Below are 20,923 nucleotides of genomic sequence, written 5' to 3' on the forward strand. Positions count from 1 at the left end.
GCCTGTATTCAGTTCAGCAAATACGGACCACCCTTCTCCTTTCTATTCGTCGCCTCACAGAGCGACATTAAATAAGATACAAAGGACGAATAGAAAGCGATTGAATTTTAGGAAACCAAGGAAGGATTGACAATCCAAGTTGGTTTCTCTAAATTCCGAGCTTTCCGTCCGTGTTCAGTTACATAAATTCTCCGACGAGCTTTTACTCGTTCTTAGTTTACTTGTTTAAAAGCTTCCATCATCTCGATAAATTCATCAAATAGGTAGCTTGCGTCGTGTGGACCAGGAGCTGCATCTGGGTGGAATTGTACAGAAAAACCTGGTTGGTATCTGTGACGCACACCCTCAACTGATTTATCATTGATTTCTTCGTGGGTAATGATCAAATGCTCTGGTAAGTCCTCACGGCTGACTGCATAACCATGGTTTTGGCTGGTAAAGTCTACACGTCCTGTTGCAATCTCACGTACCGCGTGGTTAAATCCACGGTGACCAAATTTCATCTTGTAGGTCTTAGCACCGTTTGCCATAGCAAAGAGTTGGTGTCCCATACAAATACCGAAAATTGGAATTTTCCCTTGCACACCACGAATCATGTCCAGTGCTTCTGGAACGTCTTCTGGGTTACCTGGACCATTTGACAACATAACTCCATCAGGATTGAGGTGGAGAATTTCTTCTGCCGTTGTTGAATACGGAACGACGGTCACGTTACAGTTACGCTTAGAAAGTTCACGTAAGATGGAGTGCTTGAGACCAAAGTCTACTAAGACCACACTCAAACCAACTCCAGGAGCTGGGTAGGAAGTTTTAGTAGAAACCTGCTTGATATTGTCTGTCGGCAAGACTGTTGCTTGGAGCTGATCCGTCACATGGTCCATGCTGTCCCCAACGTGAGTCAAGGTTGCACGCATAGTACCGTGCTTACGGATAATCTTGGTAAGGGCACGCGTATCAATCCCTGAAATACCAGGAATTTTCTTAGCTATCAAAAATTCATCCAAGGTCATTTGGTTGCGCCAGTTACTAGCTCGACGCGCCTCTTCGAAAACGACAACTCCTTTACAAGTTGGAATGATGGATTCGTAATCATCACGGTTAATTCCATAATTTCCCACCAAAGGATAGGTAAAGGTCAAGATTTGTCCATTATAAGACTGGTCTGTAATGGATTCTTGGTAGCCAGTCATCCCTGTGTTAAAGACGATCTCACCTGTTACATCAATGTCTGCTCCGAAGGCCTTTCCTTCAAAAACTGTGCCATCTTCTAATACTAGAAGTCTTTTTGTCATATTTTCACCTCTCGTGGACGCTCACTGGCGTCTTTTAACGTCTTGTGTTTTAGTTGGCGTTTCTACTCGCCAATACGGATTCTAAAATTGCCATTCGAACAAAGACACCGTTGGTCATTTGTTGGACAATGCGTGATTTTGGTGCTTCAACCAAGTGGTCAGCAATTTCCACATCTCGATTCACTGGAGCAGGATGCATAATGATTGCTGTTTCTTTTAAGCGATTATAGCGTTCTTGGTTCAAACCGTGTTGAGCATGGTAGTCTTCTTTTGAAAAAACGGCTCCACTATCATGGCGTTCATGTTGAACTCGGAGTAACATCAAAACATCCACCTGATCAACAATCTCATCAATAGTTACAAACTGTCCATAGTCCGCAAACTCTTGACTTCTCCATTCCTCAGGTCCTGCAAAGAACAGTTCAGCTCCCAAGCGTTTCAAAATCTGCATATTGGATTTGGCAACGCGTGAGTGGTCCAAGTCGCCTGCAATAGCAACCTTGAGACCCTCAAAGTGACCAAATTCCTCATAAATAGTCATCAAATCAAGCAAGCTCTGGCTAGGATGTTGTCCCGAACCATCACCACCATTGATAATAGAAGTTGTAATTGACGGACTTGCAATCAACTCTCTGTAATAGTCGACCTCTGGGTGGCGAATCACACAGACATCCACTCCTAGAGCAGATAGGGTCAAGATGGTATCATACAATGTCTCACCCTTATTGACCGAGCTAGTCTTCACATCAAAGTCCAGTCGCTCCAACCCTAGCTTAATCTCTGCCACTTCAAAGGACTTATGTGTCCGTGTAGAATCTTCAAAGAAGAGATTCGATACGATAGGTTTGTTCTCGTAGGGAAGTTGGGCTCCGTTTTTAAACTCGATTCCTCGTTTGATCAATTTCATCACTTGATCAACTGTAAGGTCTTCCATGGAAACCACATGGTTCAATGCTTGTTGATTTTCTGACATGGCTACTCCTTCAGCTTTCTAAGCTTCTTCAGTAATCAGAACTCTGTCTTGGCCATCAAGTTCTGTCATCTCTACGATGATTTCTTCAGAACGACTGGTTGGGATATTTTTCCCAACGTAATCTGGACGGATAGGCAATTCTCTATGTCCACGGTCAACTAGCACCGCAAGACTCACGCGCGCAGGACGACCATGGCCAACAATATTATCGATCGCAGCTCGGATGGTACGGCCTGTATAGAGTACATCATCCACCAAGATAACTTCACGGTCTGTCACATCAACAGAAATCAAAGAAGTATCTTCTCCGCTTTTAACATCATCACGGAAAGGCTTGGTGTCTAATTCCACAACAGGAACAGTGATATTTTCCAACTGCTCCAAGCGTTCTTTGATACGATGAGCGATGAAAACACCACGCGTTTTTATCCCAGCTAGGATAATTTTATTCAAATCTTTATTGCGCTCAATAATCTCGTAAGTAATTCGCGTAATCGCGCGTTTGACGGTCAATTCGTCTACAACTTCTTTTGCCTTCATGACAAACCTCCAAAAAGAAAAGTCTCCTTCTACAAGGAGACTTGAAATGTATAGCCAAGCGAGCCCTACTGTAAACAGTATAGACTTCACCCTTCTACTTTATCGCGCTCCTTGCCTGCCTCACGGGACAGGTTTAAAGGACTATTTAGTTACCATTTACTATAGCACAAAGCACCCTTAAAATCAAGCAAAAACTTTTTCAAAGTCCCCTTAAACATTGCTAAAATCATATAATTGGGGATAGTGGTTACATTCTGGATTTTTGGGATGGCAGATAGCTCGTCCAAAGTAAATCATGGCCTGGTGGGCTGCTAACCACTCTTCTGGTGGCAGAACATCCATGACACGTTTTTCTACTTCAAGTGGTGTAGCTGATTTTTTAACGATATCGTGATGCTTACAGATACGCTCCACATGAGTATCCACTGCAAAAGCAGGAATTCCAAACCCCACACTCATGACGACATTTGCTGTTTTACGACCAACACCCGCTAGACTTTCTAATTCCTCTCGAGTCTGAGGTACTTGCCCGTCAAAATCATCTAGTAATTGTTGAGCACATTTTTTAAGGAATTTGGCCTTATTTCGATACAGTCCCAGACGAGAAATGTGTGAAGCAATTTCACTTTCAGTCGCGACAGACATGGCTTGTGGTGTTGGAAAAGCAGCAAAGAGACCTGGCGTGGCCTTATTTACCGCTGCATCTGTCGTCTGAGCTGACAACATCACCGCAACCAAGAGTTCAAAATGATTGCGAAAATCTAGACTTGGTTTGGCATCTGGAAAAAGGGCAATAATTTCCTCAATGACATGACGGGCACGTTTCTTGGATAAAACCATCTACTCGTCTCCATCAAACAGTCCTTGCAAGCCAGCAAATGGACTGTTTTCTTCTTTCTTGACTGCTTGTTGAGCTTGGTATTCGTCCTCAGTCATGATTTGCCAGTCATTTCCAGACACAAACCCTTGGCCAGCCTCTTCTTCTGCCGTCAAGACCTTGATTGGGATATTGAGCAAGATATTATCTGCTACGCTCTCAGCAAGGTCGATTTCCCCATTTTCGATAGGCAAGACCAAGTCATCATCAAGAACCTCCTGGTCCAGTTGGTTGGTCGCTCCTTCCATTAAGACCTCTGTGACTGGATAAGACTCAGCCAACTCAACTGGCTCCATACTGCGGCTGGAAGCAAGGACAATGGTATATGACAACTGATAGTCTAAGAAATACAGACGGTCTTCGTACTGTACCTTCCCCACTGCAAGGATATCTTTGACATCTAAAATCTCTTGGTTCCGTTTACGCAAGTCTGCTGCCAGGTCTAAAGCTTGTTCAAAATGTAGGCCTTCAGGTTGCTTACGAATTTCTTGAATGTTTAACTTCATATTTCCTCCATAAAGATGTACTCACTTGATTATACCATGAAAATGCTACAAGTCAGCCTCCCAAACCTTGAGATTGAAATCTCATTTTTTAACATATTTACTATGACAAACTTTCCTATTAGTGCTATACTATAGGCAAGAATACATCAGAGCAAGGAGGATGCTCATATGGAAGACAAAATACTCATCACTGAAGCTTACCAACTCCTTTCCGAGTTAGATAAAAGCTACCAAAGTTGCAAACAAGGAACAGCCGATGATCTTCGACTGCAAGAGCTGCTGAACACCACTCTTGAGGAACTAAAAAAAGCAGAAAAGCTGGACAACAGTATCTTAATCGACCTTGAGAAATTTTACCAACGCACCAGTCTTCTGATTGGACTAGGGAGCCTAAAACTAAACGATCAAGCTCGTACTGCTTGGCGCAACTATGACAAGTTCCACTACGAACATGTCAAACACGTACTGACTCTCTATGGACCTGTTTTTGGATTTTAGAGCTTGAAATCACTTGTTTTCTATTGACAAAATTTCCTGAAAGGTATAGGATAGAGGTACTAATACTCGGAGGTAAGGGAGACATGAACAACTAAGTCTATCAAATAAAGAATCTTTATTTAGTAGATCTTGTTTTTGTCTCTTTTTGTGTGCTCTTTTCATACTAGATTTTCTAGTATCTTGTCCTCATTGAAAATCAAAAAACTAGAAAGCTATGCTCCTCTTGGGTTGGGTTAGGCAGCTCCAAGCTAGTTTGACGAGTTTTTTCAACGAGGATAATAGAGTTTTGACAGTGACTTTGGGCTCTACTAGATAAAGTAGAGCTTTTTGTTATGCACTATCGACATTCTAGAAAGGGCAACAATATGATAAAAATCAATCATCTAACTATCACGCAAAACAAAGATCTACGAGATCTTGTATCTGACCTAACCATGACTATCCAAGACGGAGAAAAGGTTGCTATTATTGGTGAAGAAGGAAATGGTAAATCGACTTTACTACGAGCTTTAACGGGGGAAGCATTACCTGATTTTACTATCAAGGGCGACATCCAGTCTGACCTTCAATCACTGGCCTACATTCCTCAAAAGTTACCTGAGGAGCTAAAAAATAGGACTCTACATGACTACTTCTTTTTGGATTCTGCTGATTTAGACTACAGTATTCTCTATCGCTTGGCGGAGGAGTTGCACTTTGATAGCGACCGTTTTGCTAGCGACCAAGAAATTGGCAGTCTATCAGGGGGCGAAGCTTTGAAAATTCAGCTCATTCACGAGTTAGCCAAACCTTTTGAGATTCTATTTTTAGATGAACCTTCAAATGACCTAGACCTTGAGACAGTTGATTGGCTAAAAAGGCAGATTCGCAAGATTAGGCAAACTGTTATTTTCATTTCCCATGATGAAGACTTTCTTTCTCAAACGGCTGATACTATTGTCCACTTGCGGCTGGTCAAGCATCGGAAAGAAGCGGAAACGCTAGTCGAGCATTTAGACTATGATCGCTATAGTGAGCAGAGAAAGGCTAGTTTTGCAAGGCAAAGTCAGCAAGCTGCTAACGACCAGAGAGCCTATGACAAAACCATGGAAAAACATCGCCACGTTAAGCAAAATGTAGAAACTGCACTTCGAGCTACCAAAGACAGTACTGCTGGTCGCCTATTGGCTAAAAAGATGAAAACTGTTCTCTCTCAAGAAAAACGCTTTGAAAAGGCAGCTCAGTCCATGACCCAAATGCCACTTGAAGAGGAACAAATCCAACTTTTCTTTTCAGACATCCAACCATTACCGGCTTCTAAAGTCTTAGTCCAACTGGAAAAAGAAAATTTGTCCATTGGCGAGCGTATTTTGGCTCAGGAGTTACAACTAATTGTCCGTAGTCAAGATAAAATCGGTATCATAGGGCCTAATGGTGTTGGAAAATCAACTCTGTTAGCCAAGTTGCAACAACTGCTCAGCGCCAAAAGAGAGATTTCGCTTGGTTTTATGCCACAAGATTACCATAAAAAGCTGCAATTGGATTTATCACCAGTAGCCTATCTCAGCCAAACTGGACAAAAAGAGGAACTACAGAAAATCCAATCTCACCTAGCCAGTCTCAATTTCAACTATCCAGAGATGCACCACCAAATCCGCTCCCTATCTGGCGGGCAACAAGGTAAACTCCTACTTTTGGATTTAGTGTTGCGCAAACCAAACTTTCTCCTTCTGGATGAGCCCACACGAAACTTTTCTCCCACTTCTCAACCCGAAATCAGAAAACTCTTTGCCTCCTATCCCGGCGGTCTGATCACTGTTTCGCATGACAGACGCTTCTTAAAAGAGGTCTGTACGAGTATCTATCGTTTGACAGATCGTGGTTTGGAAGTTGTTGATTTACAAGATTTATAAATGTTGAACATAGCAAAAATCCAGAGACGATCTCTGGATTTTGTTTACACACGTCTTTCTTGGGAACATTGATATAAAGAGCGCTTCTGGCGTCTTTTACGTGACAGATTATGCTCTGACTTTTGTTTAAATTATATAAGCTAGAAATCATTTTTTACTATTTTACAGCTCAAAGCATTCTAATGCATCATTATCTCATATACAAAAAGCAAAATGCAACCAGATTATTGAGGACATGCAAAAGAATGGAATTCCATAGGTTGTCAGAAGTCTTATACCTTACCCCAAATGCAAATCCCATACCTAAATAGTTGATAAAGCTAGGAATAGTATAGGGACCATGCAGATAAGCAAAAAGAAGCGACGTGGCAAACAAGCCAAAATAGGTATTCTTAAATACTATCCCCTGTAACATACCTCGCATAAAGATTTCTTCCGTGACAGGTGCCAAAACACAGAGATCCACAAAAAGTACAGACCATGAAAGTGAAAAACTTTGCACAGCTTGAGTTGTGTCTGATTGGGTAGGGCCTAAAAAATTGATCAAAATATAAAAGAGGAAAAGCAAGGCGTATGAAAGAAAGCATTTAAGAATATCTTTTAGGCGGATTTTCCGAATGTGAAACAAGTCATACTTTTTTCCTACATATAAAAATATTGCAAGTTCAACAAGTGTAAAAAGGATTGATAGCGTTAATGAATTTATTCGCATGATTTTCTCTGCTATACTCAAATGAATCGGCAGAAAAATCAAAATCAAGAAAAACGTCATCCAGCGCTTATACATCATTCACCTCAATTATATAGAATTACATATATTATACTATTTTTTGGTGAGATAACAAGTTAAAAGTGAGATACTAAAAGCAAAAATCCAGAGACGACCTCTGGATTTTTTTACATGTGCTTCAAGCGTTCGATTCGTTCTGAGATGGGTGGGTGGGTATAAAAGAGTTTTTGTAGTCCCCCACCTTTCTTGGGATCATTAATATAAAGAGCGCTGCTGGCATCGTCAACATGGTGGTGCATCGGCTCGCTATTGTCCAACTTGCGCAGTGCATTGATCATCCCTTGAGGATTGCGAGTCAGCTCCACACTGGATGCATCCGCTAGAAATTCCCTCTGACGGGAAATGGCTAATTGCACCAGGGTTGCTGCGAGAGGTGCCAGAACAATGGCTAAGAGAGAGACAACAAGCATGATAATCTCCAAACCATTTCCGTCACGATCATTATCACTCCGTCTGCGACCAGTGCCACCCCACCACATCATCCGTCCTGCCATACTAGACAGAAGGGTAATGGCACTGGCAAGGGCGACAGCAATGGTCGAAATGCGAATATCGTAGTTTCGGATATGACTGACTTCATGACCCATAACAGCTTCTAGCTCCTCACGATTCATGATTGCCAGAAGACCCGATGTTGCTGCGACTGCTGCATTCTGCGGGTTTGAACCTGTTGCAAAGGCATTTAAAGATGAATCCTCAATGATGAAAACACGCGGCATGGGAATCTGAGCGACCATGACCATATCTTCTACTACATGGTAGAGGTCTGGGGCTGTTTGCTCATCAACCTCACGCGCCCCATTCATGGACATGACAATCTCTGTTGATTGAAAGATCATGGTCAGAGCGTAGATAAGGCCGATAATCAAGGCAATAATCATGCCACCAAGACCTGAACGCATAAAGAGATAGCCAACCGCATAACCAACCAAGGCCAAGAGTAGGAAGAAAACCAGCAACAAAATCCAGGTTTTTCGTTTATTGCTCGCAATTTGATCAAACAACATCTTAGTCACCTAAACCGCTAAAGTCAACTTTAGGAACCGCCTTTTCCTCTTCAGGTGTTTGAAGGAAGTCTGCAGCTTTAAAGCCAAATAGTCCTGCGATGATGTTACTTGGGAAGCTTTCAAGTTTTACATTGTAGTTGCTGACAACACTGTTGTAGAGTTGACGTGAGTATGAAATTTTATTTTCTGTATTGGTCAACTCTTCTTGCAATTTGATAAAGTTAGCACTAGCTTTCAAGTCTGGGTAATTCTCTGCTACTGCAAAGATACCAGAAATCTGGCGGGTAAGGGCATCACTAGCCTTCATAGCTTCTGCCGGTGAAGTTGCTGCGGCTACTTGTCTACGAAGTTCTGTTACTTTTTCCAAGGTAGAACCTTCATATTTCGCATAGCCTTTGACTGTTTCAATCAAGTTTGGGAGGAGATCATTACGACGCTTCAACTGAACATCGATCTGGCTCCAAGCCTCCTTGGTCTGCATACGATTTTTAACCAAACCGTTATAGCTAACAATCACAAAAATAACAATCAGAGCCAAAACTCCAAGAATAATCCAAGTCATAATCTTATTCCTTTCTGCTTTTAGATTACTACCAGTATATCAAAATTTTAACGAATATGGTAAAATAAGATGATACTAGAGAAGGAAACTACTATGAAACCAGAAACATTTTACAGCCTACTAGCTGAGCAAAATCTTCCACTTTCTGACCAGCAAAAGAACCAATTTGAACGCTATTTTGAACTCTTGGTAGAATGGAATGAAAAAATTAACCTAACCGCTATTACAGACAAAGAAGAAGTCTACCTTAAGCACTTTTATGATTCGATTGCACCCATCCTGCAAGGCTTGATTTCAAATGAAACTATCAAACTTCTTGATATCGGAGCGGGGGCAGGATTTCCTAGTCTACCCATGAAAATCCTCTATCCTCAGTTGGAGGTGACCATCATTGATTCGCTCAATAAGCGCATCAACTTCCTTCAACTATTGGCTCAAGAGCTGGATTTGGAAGGTGTTCACTTTTACCATGGACGGGCAGAAGACTTTGCCCAAGACAAGAACTTCCGTGCCCAGTTTGATGTGGTGACGGCTCGTGCGGTTGCCCGCATGCAGGTTTTGTCTGAGCTGACCATTCCCTATCTTAAAGTCGGAGGAAAACTATTGGCACTCAAGGCCAGCAATGCCCCTGAGGAATTGCTAGAAGCTAAGAATGCCCTCAACCTCCTCTTTAGCAAGGTAGAGGACAACCTCAGCTACGCCCTGCCAAATGGAGATCCTCGCTACATCACTGTCGTCGAAAAGAAAAAGGAAACACCTAACAAGTACCCAAGAAAGGCTGGCATGCCCAATAAACGCCCTCTTTAAACAATTTACAAAATCATACCTCGCTCTCGCATTTCCGGGCTCGGGAAAAAATGATTTACAAAATCAAACCTCGCTTTCGCATTTCTAGGCTCGGGAAAAAATGATTTACAAAATCATTTTTTTCTGCTATACTATCACAAGCAAAGGTTTTTAATGTCATCCTGTGAGGTGACGAAGGCGCAGATTTATATAAATTTTTAAAAGATAGCTATTTTTTAAAAAGTCTTACTCTGAGGGCCTATTGCTGCAAAATAATGGGCTCTTTTTTGGTGCCCAAAAGTGAGGTTTTTATGAAACAGGAATCAACTGTTGACTTGTTACTAGACGTTGATCAACGTCCTTCTGCTGGTAAAGGTATTCTTCTCAGCTTCCAGCACGTATTTGCCATGTTTGGTGCAACCATTCTCGTTCCCTTAATTTTGGGAATGCCCGTATCGGTTGCTCTCTTTGCATCCGGTATTGGAACACTTATCTACATGATTTCTACTGGCTTTAAGGTTCCAGTTTATCTAGGTTCTTCATTCGCCTTTATCACAGCTATGTCTCTAGCCATGAAAGAAATGGGAGGCGATGTCTCTGCTGCTCAAACTGGAGTTATCTTGACTGGTTTGGTCTATGTCCTTGTAGCAGCAAGTGTTCGTTTTGCAGGTACGAAATGGATTGATAAACTCTTGCCCCCAATCATTATCGGACCTATGATTATCGTTATCGGTCTTGGTCTTGCTGGTTCTGCTGTAACGAATGCTGGACTCGTAGCAGACGGAAACTGGAAAAACGCCCTTGTAGCCGTTGTTACATTCTTGATTGCCGCCTTTATCAATACAAAAGGAAAAGGTTTCCTTCGTATCATTCCTTTCCTCTTTGCCATCATCGGTGGGTACATCTTCGCTATGATGCTTGGTTTGGTTGACTTTACCCCAGTCCTTCAAGCCAATTGGTTTGAAATTCCTGGTTTCTACTTGCCATTTAGCACGGGTGGTGCCTTTAAAGAGTACAACTTGTACTTCGGTCCTGAAACAATCGCTATCTTGCCGATCGCTATTGTAACCATTTCAGAACACATCGGAGACCACACGGTTTTGAGCCAAATCTGTGGCCGTCAATTCCTAAAAAAACCAGGACTTCACCATACGCTTCTCGGTGACGGTATCGCGACATCTGTATCCGCCTTCCTCGGTGGACCAGCTAATACGACTTACGGAGAAAATACAGGAGTTATCGGCATGACTCGTATCGCTTCTGTCTCTGTTATCCGTAACGCAGCCTTCATCGCCATTGCTCTTAGCTTCCTAGGTAAATTCACTGCCTTGATTTCAACTATTCCAAATGCTGTGCTTGGTGGCATGTCCATCCTTCTCTACGGAGTTATCGCCAGCAACGGTTTGAAAGTTTTGATTAAGGAACGCGTTGACTTCAGCCAAATGCGTAACCTTATCATTGCAAGTGCTATGCTGGTACTTGGACTTGGTGGAGCAATCCTTAAACTCGGTCCAGTAACCCTTTCAGGTACTGCTCTATCAGCCATGACAGGAATCATCTTAAACTTGATTTTGCCACACGAAAATAAAGACTAAACATCTATACACAAAAAATCCACTCGATTGAGTGGATTTTTTAATTACTTACTCTTTATTTCCAACAGTAAATCTTTCAATGAAATAATGGTCACGGCTAGTAAAATCATAGCCATACCGATAAAATCAATCGCATAAAACTGTTCCTTCATAATCAGAAAGGCAAAGAAAACGGCAGAAATTGGCTCTATGGAAGCCAATAAACTAGACTTAACAGGGCCTATCAGACTAGCTCCCTTTAGGAAAGCTGTATAGGCAAAGACCGTTCCGATTATGATAATCCCAGCAAATGCAAAGAGAAAATCTAAGCTGGTTGGTATGCTGGCCTGTAAGACTCCTGTGAAGGGAATAGCCACTACACCAGAAATAACCATCCCGACACCAATCACCAAAATACTGCCCCACTTCTTAATCAAAACGATGGGAAGAATAATATAGAGGGCATAGGTCAAGGCTGAAAAGAGGCCCCAGAACAGACCTAGGGGTGTGACAGACAACTGGTCGACTTTCCCATGCGTCGCGATCAGAAAAGTTCCTCCTATAGCCAATCCAATCGAAATAATCTCAGCCAGTGTCGGAGCTACCTTATCCTTCATACAGGTATAAACCAAGATCCCAACGGGGCATACATACTGGAGAACTGTCGCCGTTCCAGCATTGGTTTCCTGAATGGCAGAAAGATAGGCAAACTGGTTTAAGAAAAGTCCAAAAACTGCAAATAGCAACAGAGATAGCAGACTTTTTTTGTCTTTTAAAAAAGAAAGGAATTTATCCTTTGAAGTCGTATAGGATAAGAACACCAGTGCCAAGCCTGCAATGATAAGTCGCAAATTGGTCAAGACTAAAGCAGAAATCCCGTGTGCCATCAGGTATTGGCCACTGGTTCCAGACAAGCCCCAAGCAATCCCTGCCACTACTGTATACAGAGTTCCTTTTACGGTTTTCGACATGCTTCCCCCTACTCCTCTTGACGAATCATTTCCATGACTTGGTTTCGGTCAACTATCCACTGGGCACGCTCATCCTTCTCATACGTTCGATTGGATAAAAAGATAGTAGCTTCTTGTTTCTCTCGATTCCACATGATAAAGGTACCAGTATAGCCCGTATGGTCGAGCCAGTCTCCTTCCAGATTCCAAGCTAGCGAACGCTCTTTATCCTCTAAGGGAGAAAAATTTCGGCTCAATTCTGCAGCAAAATCATCTTTCAAGTAATGTTCCAGAAAGATTTGCAGATCCTTAACAGTCGAAAACAAACCAGCACTTCCTGCATGTTTCCCTAATAGACGGGCTTTGGGATCGTGAATGTTTCCAGCCTCCACTCCTCTCACTGTTGGGACAGCTTGCTCAACAGGACCAAACATCGTTTCCTTCATCCCCCATGGTCCCAAAACTTGTTCTTCTATAATCTGATCCAAGTCTTGGTCAAAGGTTTTTTCCAAAAGAAAGCCTAGGAGTAAAAAGTGAACGTCTGAGTATAGAAAAGCAGGCTGACTTCGTCTATTGAGGTGAAACATGGCTTCTTTTAATTCAGGGGCAGTCAAGAGGTCCCGATTTGGAATAAAGGGGTCTAAATCTGTAGCATGGGTCAAAAGTTGCCGTATAGTGATATCAGGATAATCACACTCCGGTAAAAAATCCGTTACCGGTCGATCAATATCGAATGTGCCCTGCTGCCACAAGAAGGTAAAAACCGTCCCCACTCCCACGACCTTACTCACACTGGCTAGATCATAAACCAAACCACTTTCTGTCTTCAAGTCTCGTTCTGGATCACTCAATCCTAGATAAGACTCTTTCCATTCACCATCCTTATAATATGCAAAAGAGGCCCCGGGATAAATCCCTGCCTCAATTTGATTTTCTATTTTTCTTAGAATTTTTTCCCACTTCATGCTTCTTCAAACCACAATTCAATGTTATTGGTATCTTTACCAAGGAAGAATTTTTCAGACTTAGGGACAAAGTAGCCTGTCTTTTCAAATTTCTGACGAAGACTGGTTAGATCAAAATTCTTGACTAAAAATTTTAACATCGTCAGGTCCCAAGTGACATTGTTTTCAACAGCCAAATCTGGTCCTTGTCCTTTAGTAAAGGTAATTACTGGCGCTACTCCTTCGGGATCAAGTAAACTCTCTGTCCCTTCAGGCAAACGCAACTCCATAGAAACCTCAAATTGGCTCACGTATTTTATACTTGTATTTGAATAAAATTCAGGAACAGTTTCCAGTGGAACCAAATCTCTTATATCATCTTCTGCATGAACAAGGATCACATCCTCTTCAGGAGAAACAATCTCAAAAGCATACCCACGGTTACCTTTAAATAAGCGAGGAAGAGACTTCATCTGAGAAAGGAGGGCCTCGATTTCAGAAGGATTCTCAACCTTTATCAAGAGTCTAGCTAGCTTCTTAAGCCCTTCAACTCTGCGTGTTCGCATGCTTGGAGCCTCTTCTAAAATCAATCTCTCCGTACCTGTCTGGTCGCCTAATGAAAGAAAGGCAGACTCTTCCAGCAAAGGTTTCATCCCCAGGGTTTCAATGTAAAATCTTTCATTTAATTTTCGATTATTAACTTTCAAAGTCGGAACGATCCGAACAATCTCATTCACATTCATAAATTCCTCCAACTCTTTTATTTTAAAGGATTTTCGAATATTTTACAAGCCATATCTATTTTATTTAGAAATTTTACAAGAAAAAAACTGGGATTCCCCAGTTTCATTTCTTATAGGTAAAGTAGTTTGAATAGTGCTACTGCTGCAATACCCGCTGCAATTGGAGCTACAACTGGAACCCATGCATACCACCATTTTGAATCACCCTTGTGTTGACCAAGAACTGATTTTGGAAGGAGTTCGTGAAGAAGACGTGGTCCAAAGTCACGAGCTGGGTTCAAACCAGGTCCAGTAGGTCCACCAAGTGAAGTTACCAAGGCCATCACTAGGAAACCAAGTGCCAAGTGCGCAACTGAGATCCCAGCAGCTGTATGTGGAGCTACTTGAGCTTTCACTGCCAATTCACTTAAATCAACAGTTTGTCCAGCTTGAGTAGCCATTTGTTTCATGTATTGAAGAACCTCAGCACCAAAGAAGTTTTTAGTCAAACCAAGTGCTGCAAAGAAAAGAACAAATGAACCTACAAACTCATTGAGGAAACCGTTAACAGTAGCTGCAAAACGTGATTCTTTTGTACCGTGGTCGATGCTTGAAATTGTTGAGAAGGTACCCAAGATATTGTTAGGGTTTTCTGTCTTCAAGTAGTAAGGACGGTGAGTCGCTACAACCAAAGCTTGACCAAAGATTGCTCCCAAAACTTGTGCTAGGATGTAAAATGGAACTTGATCCCAAGAGAAAAGACCACTAACTGCAAGTCCAAGAGTGAAAGCTGGGTTGATGTGGTTTCCTGATACATTACCAAACATCAAGGCTGGGATCATAACCCCCATACCGTAACCAACTGCGATAACGAGCCAGCCACTTTGGTGACCTTTCGTACCTTTAAGTTCAACGTTAGCAACTGCACCATTACCAAGAATGATCAAAATAGCAGTTCCCAAGAATTCTGTGGCATATTTAATAGCCCATGTAAAATCCATTTGATAGATTCTCCTTAAATTTTTTTAGACAATCCTTATTCTATCAATTTTTAGGCCTTTTAGCAATATCTTTTCTAAAAGAATCTATGGAAAACGCTTTATTTAACTTATCTTTAAGAAAAGGACAAAAGAAGTCAAACTCCTTTTGTCCTAATCGTTATTCTTGACGTTGACCAAAATCTGCAATCATCTGCTCCATCTCTTGGCGACTCGGAGTAGTCAACATATAAAGGTAGTCCCCTTGTAGCTCTGCAAAGGCTGCTGGCATGATTTTTTTGACCTTGAATTGCTGGCTGTATTTGGCAAGAAGGTCCTCTTCTGAATAGACATAGTTTGCATTGGCACGACGTGATGTAGCTAGACAGTATTGAGGTTCAAATTCTGATTCTGGGAACTCTTCTCCTGCGACAATCGCCGCATAGCCTCGGTAGAGGTCCAAGGAATGGGCGAAGTTATAAACATCAATGGTAAAGCCACCTGCAGGACGGTTATTGTACTCAATGGCAATGTAGTCATCCCCGTCACGGAAAAACTCGATATGGAAAAAGCGTTCTTTCATACCAAATTCTTTGACAATGGCCTCGCCATACTTGCGCAGTTTGGGATCCATATCCTTAAGCACATAGTAGGAATTGTCCATCTTATAAATCATGAGATCAAGTGGTGTATGGGCGTAGTCGAAAGTCGTTGAAAAGACGATGTTGCCATCTTTGTCCACAAGCCCGTCAAAGGTACAGATTTCGCTAGAAGTGACAAATTTTTCAAAGAAATAAACGGTTGAATGGTCCCATTCAGCCTTAAAGTGATTTACATCGTCTTCTGTCTCAAGCTTAAAGGTTGCTGCCGCTCCCACTCCATTATCAGGTTTGGCAATCATTGGTAGACCGATTTCGGTCACTGCTTTATCCACATCTGCTTCCGTATGGATAACAGCACCAGGTACCACAGGGACACCTGCTTTTTTGAAAAGTTTCTTCATCTCAGACTTATATTTGGTCTTTTTGAGATCCTCTGGTTTGGCACCAAAGACATTAAATTGCTCACGAAGTGTTGCGTCCAGCTCAAGCCAGTATTCATTGTGGGACTCGATGCGGTCGATTGGTCCATGCTTGTAGAACAGAAAGGCAACAGCACGTTTGACTTCGTCTATGTTCTCAAGATTGTCCACACGGAAATACTCGGTCATGCTATTGCGCAAAGGTTCATCTAGTTGTTCGTAAGGTTCTTGACCAATCCCCAAGACTGTGATGCCTTTATTAGCTAGCTCGATGGTAAACTGTTGAAAGTTTTGCGGATAGTAGGGAGAAATAACAAGGTAATTCATAGGCAACTCCTTTTATAGATACAGGTGTCCAAGAAAATAGGGCATTTGTTTACGCCACCATTCCCAGTCGTGGGCGACATCGTGTCCCCATTCAGCAAACCAGGCTGGAATTTGTTTCTGGTCAAAGGCTTCTTTAAGCTTGTAGAAAGATGGTAGACCGTCTTGTTCCCAGGCACCAAGTCCCGTACAGACGACGATTTCTGCCTGACGGTAACGATCAATAAACCAGCCGTCGTTTTGATTCCAGATATAATCTACTGGTGAGTTTTGGTAAATTGCATCGTCGTTGTAGTAATCGCCAACGAAGAAACGTGCGTCGTAAACACCACTGAGGGCAATCACCTTGGTAAAGACATCTGGATGCTGAAGAAAGAAATTGAGTGCATGATAGGCCCCCATCGAGCAACCTGTCGTCATCATGCCATCAAACCAACCTGTCTTGTGCTTGATGAAAGGAATGGCCTCCTCAATCACATAGCGTTCGTAGGCGCGGTGCATCTCCGCCTGGTCATGACCATTTTTCCAAGTGGCTAGCCAGCTCTCACTGTCCACACTGGATAGCGTAAAGAACTGGACGCGGCCCTCCTCGATAAAGGAAGCACAGGCGTCAATCATGCCAAAATCATAGTATTCGTTGTGACTGCCACCAGATGAAGCAAAAACAACAACTGGAATCCCAGCATGTCCATAACGGTTGAGATACATTTCACGGTTGAGATTGCCACTCCAGTGGCTGAGGTTTTCAATATGCATTGGCTTTCTCCTTTCTTAACTTACCATTTCTCTGCAAAAAATCGAAGACAGTCTGGTAAATTTTCCGACCAAGGTATTTCACTATGGATAGCACCAGACTGAACTTTCAAGACTAGATTATCCAAGCCTACTCCACCTGCAATCAAATCACGGTAATAGCGAAGCGACGAGTCGATATAGGCTTGTTTGATATTGCCAGCCATCAAGGTCTTGTCCGTATCATCTGCTTCTTCTGTTCCTACATAGATGAAAATGCGCTGTTCAGGCGACAATTTCTTGCGCTCGATATAGCGGTTAAAGGCTTCTTGGTGAAGCCAGTTGGCAGATGAGAAGACACCTAGACAACCAATTCGATCTTGGTATTCCAGTCCGATAAACTGGGTAATATTGCCTCCTAGTGACGAACCAATCATAGCCGTGTGCTGGCGATCAGCTTTGGTACGATAGGTTTCATCGATAAAAGGCTTGACCACCTCCATGACAAACTCGGCATACTCCACACCCTTACCGCCAAACTGCTGGCCTGGGATAGGAGATTCTTGAAATTTCCAAGCCGCATACTCATTCATCCGTCCCATGCCATCATTATCTATGGCAACGACAATCATGCGGCTGATGTCTGGATTTCGTTTAATGGCTGGAATAATCTTCCAAGAGTGTCCGATATAAGACTCCTTGCTGTAAAAGACATTTTGCCCATCATGAAAGTAAACAACAGGGTAAAAACGGTCTGTGTCTTTCTCGTAGTCCTTTGGCAGGAGCACACGCACACGACGCTCTTTTCCTGTATAAGGAACCTTGAGTTTGTGTTCTTTCATTTTTAAGTAAAAGTAGGAATGATTCATTGTCAGAAAACTCTCTATATTCAAAATTTTATCTTATTATACCATAAAAATAGAAAAAAAGTCAGTAATTGTCCATTTAAAGGATAAATAACTAACTTTTTTCATTTGTTTTTCTGAATTCTTCTGGGTTTTCTGATTAGAGGAGATTGTCAATTAACTCATCGACAGCATCTTTTTCAACCTGGGGAGTGATTTCAGTAATCATGATACCTGCCACGGCTCGCTCAACCAAGCCTTCAACATCCATGCGTTTTTCATACTGCTCTGCATTCTCTATCTTAGGATTTGTCTTGGGACGATCAGGCGCAAAAATAGTACAGCAGTCTTCAAAAGGCTGGATTGAAATTTCAAAGGTATCGATTTCCTGCGCGATGTCAATGATTTCCAACTTGTCCATCGTAACCACGGGACGAATGATGGGAGTGCTAGTCACAGCGTTGATAGTCTGCATACTTTCCAAGGTCTGGCTCGCTACTTGACCAAGACTTTCCCCATTGATGATAACTAAACCATTTCTCACCTCTCGAATACGGTCGGTAATCCGCATCATAAAACGACGCGTCAAGGTCATGAGGTAGGCTTCTGGCGCTTTAGCCTTGATTTCCTCTTGAATCTCAGTGAAAGGCACCTCGATAAACTGGATATTGCCACCAAACTTGGTCAATTTCCGAGTCAAATCGTGGGCTTTCTTGAGGGCGCCAGGACTAGTATATGGCGGGCTGGCAAAGTGGACGGCTTCAATATCTACACCACGTTTAAGAGCTAGATAACCTGCTACAGGTGAGTCAATCCCTCCTGATAACATGAGCATACCTTTACCAGAACTTCCCACAGGTAATCCTCCTGCTCCACGAAAAGTTTCATAGGAAAGATAGGCAGCCTCTTCACGAATCTCAACCTGAAGATTAATATCTGGATTTTTCATCTGAGCTTGTACGTTTGGAATAGCCTCGAAAACAGCACCACCAAGAGTTTGATTGAGTTCACGACTATCTAATTCAAAGTTGTGGTCGCTACGCTTACTAGTGATTTTAAAGGTCATCCCTTCCTTGTAGATTTCCTTCATAATCTTTTGGACAGAAGATTTCAGAACGTCCACTGATTTTTCAACCTTATATACAGGAGAAAAGTTTTGAATTCCAAAGACTTGTTTGAGTGATTCTGATACTGCTGTATAATCAGCTCCATTCAGGTAAGCGTGGGCACGGTCGCGATCTGCGGTTACCTTAACTTGAGGATAGATAGACAAAACGTCTGAAATATTATTGCGAAGTTTATTGATGAAACGCATACGATTTTTGTGCTTGGTTGACAATTCTCCGTAACGAATCATAATTTCTGAATACTGCATAAATGCTCCTATCTTACTTTTCTAGTTTGATTGTAAATTAATTTTAACTTGGTCAAAAACTGCTCGACTTGACTCATATCATTTTCCAGATCTAGGCTTAGACGCACAGCTGACTGGGCCTTATCTTTGTCCACTCCCATGGCAATCAAGGTCCCCGCAGGTTTTCCTGCCTTGGACGAACAAGCAGAGGTTGTGGAAATGAAAATATCATAGTCTTCAAAGGCGTGAACGATGACTTCACCACGAACACCTTTAATCCCAAAAGTCAGGATATGAGGGGCAAAGTCTGCCTCATCTGAAAAGACAAAAATATCTGGATAATCCAGAAGGGCTTGACGAATGACTGCCTTCATCTGCCCTGTCTTACTAGCAAAGACAGCTAACTTTTCCATAGATAAACGGAGAGCTTTGGCTGTCGCTGCAATCCCTGCCACATTTTCAGTTGTCGAACGATAGTCTCGCTCCTGACCACCACCAGTTAAAAGAGGCGTAATCTTCTTACCAGACTTGATATAGATAAATCCAACACCTCGGACACCATGAAACTTATGACTTGAGAAGGTCGCAAAATCCACTCGTTCTGTTAGATATTTTTCAGTCGGAATCTTAGCAAGCGCCTGAACCGCATCAACATGGAAGGAAATCGTTGGCTTGTCTGCCAAGAGTTTTGAGATAGCCTCAATAGGCTGGATAGAGCCGATTTCGTTGTTAACTGCCATGATGGAGACGAGAGTCGTATCAGGACGTATCAAATCTGCTAATGCTTCAACATCCACAAATCCTTTCTCATCAACTGGAGCAAAATCCACCTCAAAACCTTGACTTTTCAGCCATAGGGCTGACTCCTTGACTGCTGGATGTTCAATGGCTGACACAATGATGTGCTTGCCAAACTGGGCTTTTTCAAAGGCCACCCCCTTGATGACCCAGTTATCTCCTTCTGTACCACCTGAGGTAAAGAAGATTTCATCACTCTTCTTCCCAATCAAATCTGCAATTTGCTGCCGGGAAGCATCTAAAATTCGTGTTGCCTGATCTCCCAAACGATGGAGGCTAGATGGATTTCCTACAATTTTTGAAGCAACCTGCATATAGGTCTCAAGTGCTTCAGGATAAGGCTTGGTCGTTGCCGAATTATCAAAGTAGATCATGTTTTCTCACGCTTTCTAAAATCACTCCTTCTATTGTATCACGAAAAGAGACCTGCGACAAGAAAGGGAGTTTTCTCTTTTTTTAAGATTTTTTTAAAGAAATGAGGTATAATAAATCATAATCAAAGGAGAGTATCATGTCTAACTATCGTAGAACTTCAAAACCAAAAACAGAACACATCAAAAAGGGATTTACTGTTTTTCAAAAAACGATTGCTACCATCGGTAGTATCCTTGGCCTCATCACCGCTACTATCACCATCATGAACGCCATGGATAATAACAAAAACAACAAGAAAGAACCGACCACAACCCAAACAACTGTTGTCAAGGAGATTCAAAAGGAATCCCCTCAGGAAAATACTACACCTAACAGGGACAACACTTCCACTAAAGAAAATACCACGCAAGAAGAAACTTCTCAATCCAATAAAAAAGAGGAGAAAAAAGAAGAGCAGAAAACAACAACTCAGGACTCTTCTACACCAGCTACAAATAAAGAAACAAGCGATAATGGAACACAGTCAAATACGACGAGTTCTGAAACTAAAACGAACCAGTAATCACCAAAATAGCTTCTTTCCA

At 42.2% G+C, this 20,923-nt stretch carries 22 protein-coding genes; 5 read left to right on the top strand and 17 right to left on the bottom strand.

Annotation, left to right across the window (positions count from 1 at the left end):
• Positions 1 to 212 precede the first annotated feature (212 nt).
• The 5 genes from HMPREF2766_RS07190 to HMPREF2766_RS07210 all read right to left on the bottom strand — a co-directional run bounded on the left by HMPREF2766_RS07190 (position 213) and on the right by HMPREF2766_RS07210 (position 4,188).
• Positions 213 to 1,292 (bottom strand): carbamoyl phosphate synthase small subunit, encoded by a 1,080-nt coding sequence (locus HMPREF2766_RS07190; protein ID WP_070568915.1) that lies wholly within the window; start codon positions 1,290 to 1,292, stop codon positions 213 to 215.
• 49 nt (positions 1,293 to 1,341) lie between these two features.
• Positions 1,342 to 2,265 carry an aspartate carbamoyltransferase catalytic subunit gene (locus tag HMPREF2766_RS07195; RefSeq protein WP_001293853.1) on the bottom strand — a complete coding sequence of 308 codons (924 nt, stop codon included), beginning with the start codon at positions 2,263 to 2,265 and terminating at the stop codon, positions 1,342 to 1,344.
• Positions 2,266 to 2,283: 18 nt separating this feature from the next.
• Positions 2,284 to 2,805, bottom strand: a complete 522-nt coding sequence (pyrR, locus tag HMPREF2766_RS07200; protein WP_049485335.1) for a bifunctional pyr operon transcriptional regulator/uracil phosphoribosyltransferase PyrR — start codon at positions 2,803 to 2,805, stop codon at positions 2,284 to 2,286.
• Positions 2,806 to 3,015: 210 nt separating this feature from the next.
• Positions 3,016 to 3,645 (bottom strand): endonuclease III, encoded by a 630-nt coding sequence (nth, locus tag HMPREF2766_RS07205; protein ID WP_070568919.1) that lies wholly within the window; start codon positions 3,643 to 3,645, stop codon positions 3,016 to 3,018.
• Positions 3,646 to 4,188, bottom strand: coding sequence for a YceD family protein (locus HMPREF2766_RS07210; protein ID WP_070568922.1), 543 nt, complete (start codon positions 4,186 to 4,188; stop codon positions 3,646 to 3,648). It lies immediately after the preceding gene.
• Positions 4,189 to 4,356: 168 nt separating this feature from the next.
• Here HMPREF2766_RS07210 and HMPREF2766_RS07215 point away from each other — a divergent pair, with 168 nt between their 5' ends.
• Entirely contained in the window at positions 4,357 to 4,686 is a 330-nt protein-coding gene (locus tag HMPREF2766_RS07215) for a helicase BlpT (protein WP_070568925.1), read from the top strand.
• Between the two features lie 332 nt (positions 4,687 to 5,018).
• Positions 5,019 to 6,578, top strand: coding sequence for an ATP-binding cassette domain-containing protein (locus HMPREF2766_RS07220; protein ID WP_070568929.1), 1,560 nt, complete (start codon positions 5,019 to 5,021; stop codon positions 6,576 to 6,578).
• 190 nt (positions 6,579 to 6,768) lie between these two features.
• On the opposite strand, the gene HMPREF2766_RS07225 is transcribed toward HMPREF2766_RS07220, so the two are convergent.
• The 3 genes from HMPREF2766_RS07225 to HMPREF2766_RS07235 form a co-directional block, all read right to left on the bottom strand.
• A complete protein-coding gene (locus HMPREF2766_RS07225) occupies positions 6,769 to 7,368 on the bottom strand; it encodes a CPBP family intramembrane glutamic endopeptidase (protein WP_241525172.1) in 600 nt (199 codons plus the stop codon).
• A 107-nt stretch (positions 7,369 to 7,475) separates the two neighbouring features.
• Positions 7,476 to 8,375: a zinc metalloprotease HtpX gene (htpX, locus tag HMPREF2766_RS07230; RefSeq protein WP_070568942.1), complete on the bottom strand. Its 900-nt coding sequence runs from the start codon at positions 8,373 to 8,375 to the stop codon at positions 7,476 to 7,478.
• Position 8,376: 1 nt separating this feature from the next.
• A complete protein-coding gene (locus tag HMPREF2766_RS07235) occupies positions 8,377 to 8,937 on the bottom strand; it encodes a LemA family protein (RefSeq protein WP_000219838.1) in 561 nt (186 codons plus the stop codon).
• 93 nt (positions 8,938 to 9,030) lie between these two features.
• Between HMPREF2766_RS07235 and rsmG the strand changes: the two genes are divergently transcribed.
• Together rsmG and HMPREF2766_RS07245 are read left to right on the top strand one after the other, a co-directional pair.
• Entirely contained in the window at positions 9,031 to 9,744 is a 714-nt protein-coding gene (rsmG, locus tag HMPREF2766_RS07240; RefSeq protein ID WP_070568949.1) for a 16S rRNA (guanine(527)-N(7))-methyltransferase RsmG, read from the top strand.
• Positions 9,745 to 10,034: 290 nt separating this feature from the next.
• On the top strand, positions 10,035 to 11,318 hold the full coding sequence (locus HMPREF2766_RS07245) for a uracil-xanthine permease family protein (RefSeq protein ID WP_070568951.1): 1,284 nt from the start codon (positions 10,035 to 10,037) through the stop codon (positions 11,316 to 11,318).
• Positions 11,319 to 11,362: 44 nt separating this feature from the next.
• Here HMPREF2766_RS07245 and HMPREF2766_RS07250 read toward each other — a convergent pair whose 3' ends face one another.
• The 9 genes from HMPREF2766_RS07250 to HMPREF2766_RS07290 form a co-directional block, all read right to left on the bottom strand.
• Positions 11,363 to 12,268: a DMT family transporter gene (locus HMPREF2766_RS07250; protein ID WP_000047999.1), complete on the bottom strand. Its 906-nt coding sequence runs from the start codon at positions 12,266 to 12,268 to the stop codon at positions 11,363 to 11,365.
• An 8-nt stretch (positions 12,269 to 12,276) separates the two neighbouring features.
• Complete coding sequence (locus HMPREF2766_RS07255) at positions 12,277 to 13,212, bottom strand: serine hydrolase domain-containing protein (protein ID WP_070568954.1); 936 nt, start codon at positions 13,210 to 13,212, stop codon at positions 12,277 to 12,279.
• Complete coding sequence (locus HMPREF2766_RS07260; RefSeq protein ID WP_001102080.1) at positions 13,209 to 13,934, bottom strand: CppA N-terminal domain-containing protein; 726 nt, start codon at positions 13,932 to 13,934, stop codon at positions 13,209 to 13,211. Before HMPREF2766_RS07260 ends, HMPREF2766_RS07255 begins: the two co-directional genes overlap by 4 nt.
• Before the next feature lie 110 nt (positions 13,935 to 14,044).
• Positions 14,045 to 14,914 carry an aquaglyceroporin Gla gene (gene gla, locus HMPREF2766_RS07265; RefSeq protein WP_049477633.1) on the bottom strand — a complete coding sequence of 290 codons (870 nt, stop codon included), beginning with the start codon at positions 14,912 to 14,914 and terminating at the stop codon, positions 14,045 to 14,047.
• A gap of 157 nt (positions 14,915 to 15,071) precedes the next feature.
• On the bottom strand, positions 15,072 to 16,238 hold the full coding sequence (locus HMPREF2766_RS07270; RefSeq protein WP_070568956.1) for an ATP-grasp domain-containing protein: 1,167 nt from the start codon (positions 16,236 to 16,238) through the stop codon (positions 15,072 to 15,074).
• Positions 16,239 to 16,250: 12 nt separating this feature from the next.
• Entirely contained in the window at positions 16,251 to 16,991 is a 741-nt protein-coding gene (locus HMPREF2766_RS07275; protein ID WP_000546816.1) for an esterase family protein, read from the bottom strand.
• 20 nt (positions 16,992 to 17,011) lie between these two features.
• Complete coding sequence (locus HMPREF2766_RS07280) at positions 17,012 to 17,836, bottom strand: alpha/beta hydrolase (RefSeq protein ID WP_001016816.1); 825 nt, start codon at positions 17,834 to 17,836, stop codon at positions 17,012 to 17,014.
• Positions 17,837 to 17,972: 136 nt separating this feature from the next.
• The gene (thiI, locus tag HMPREF2766_RS07285) at positions 17,973 to 19,187 is read right to left on the bottom strand and encodes a tRNA uracil 4-sulfurtransferase ThiI (protein ID WP_070568959.1); all 1,215 of its coding nucleotides are present in this window, start codon (positions 19,185 to 19,187) and stop codon (positions 17,973 to 17,975) included.
• Positions 19,188 to 19,195: 8 nt separating this feature from the next.
• Entirely contained in the window at positions 19,196 to 20,338 is a 1,143-nt protein-coding gene (locus tag HMPREF2766_RS07290; RefSeq protein ID WP_070568963.1) for a cysteine desulfurase family protein, read from the bottom strand.
• A 137-nt stretch (positions 20,339 to 20,475) separates the two neighbouring features.
• Between HMPREF2766_RS07290 and HMPREF2766_RS07295 the strand changes: the two genes are divergently transcribed.
• Positions 20,476 to 20,901, top strand: a complete 426-nt coding sequence (locus HMPREF2766_RS07295) for a DUF6556 family protein (protein WP_000073918.1) — start codon at positions 20,476 to 20,478, stop codon at positions 20,899 to 20,901.
• The last annotated feature ends 22 nt before the right edge of the window (positions 20,902 to 20,923 follow it).

The sequence above is a fragment of the Streptococcus sp. HMSC076C08 genome (genome assembly GCF_001810825.1).
Classification (GTDB): domain Bacteria; phylum Bacillota; class Bacilli; order Lactobacillales; family Streptococcaceae; genus Streptococcus.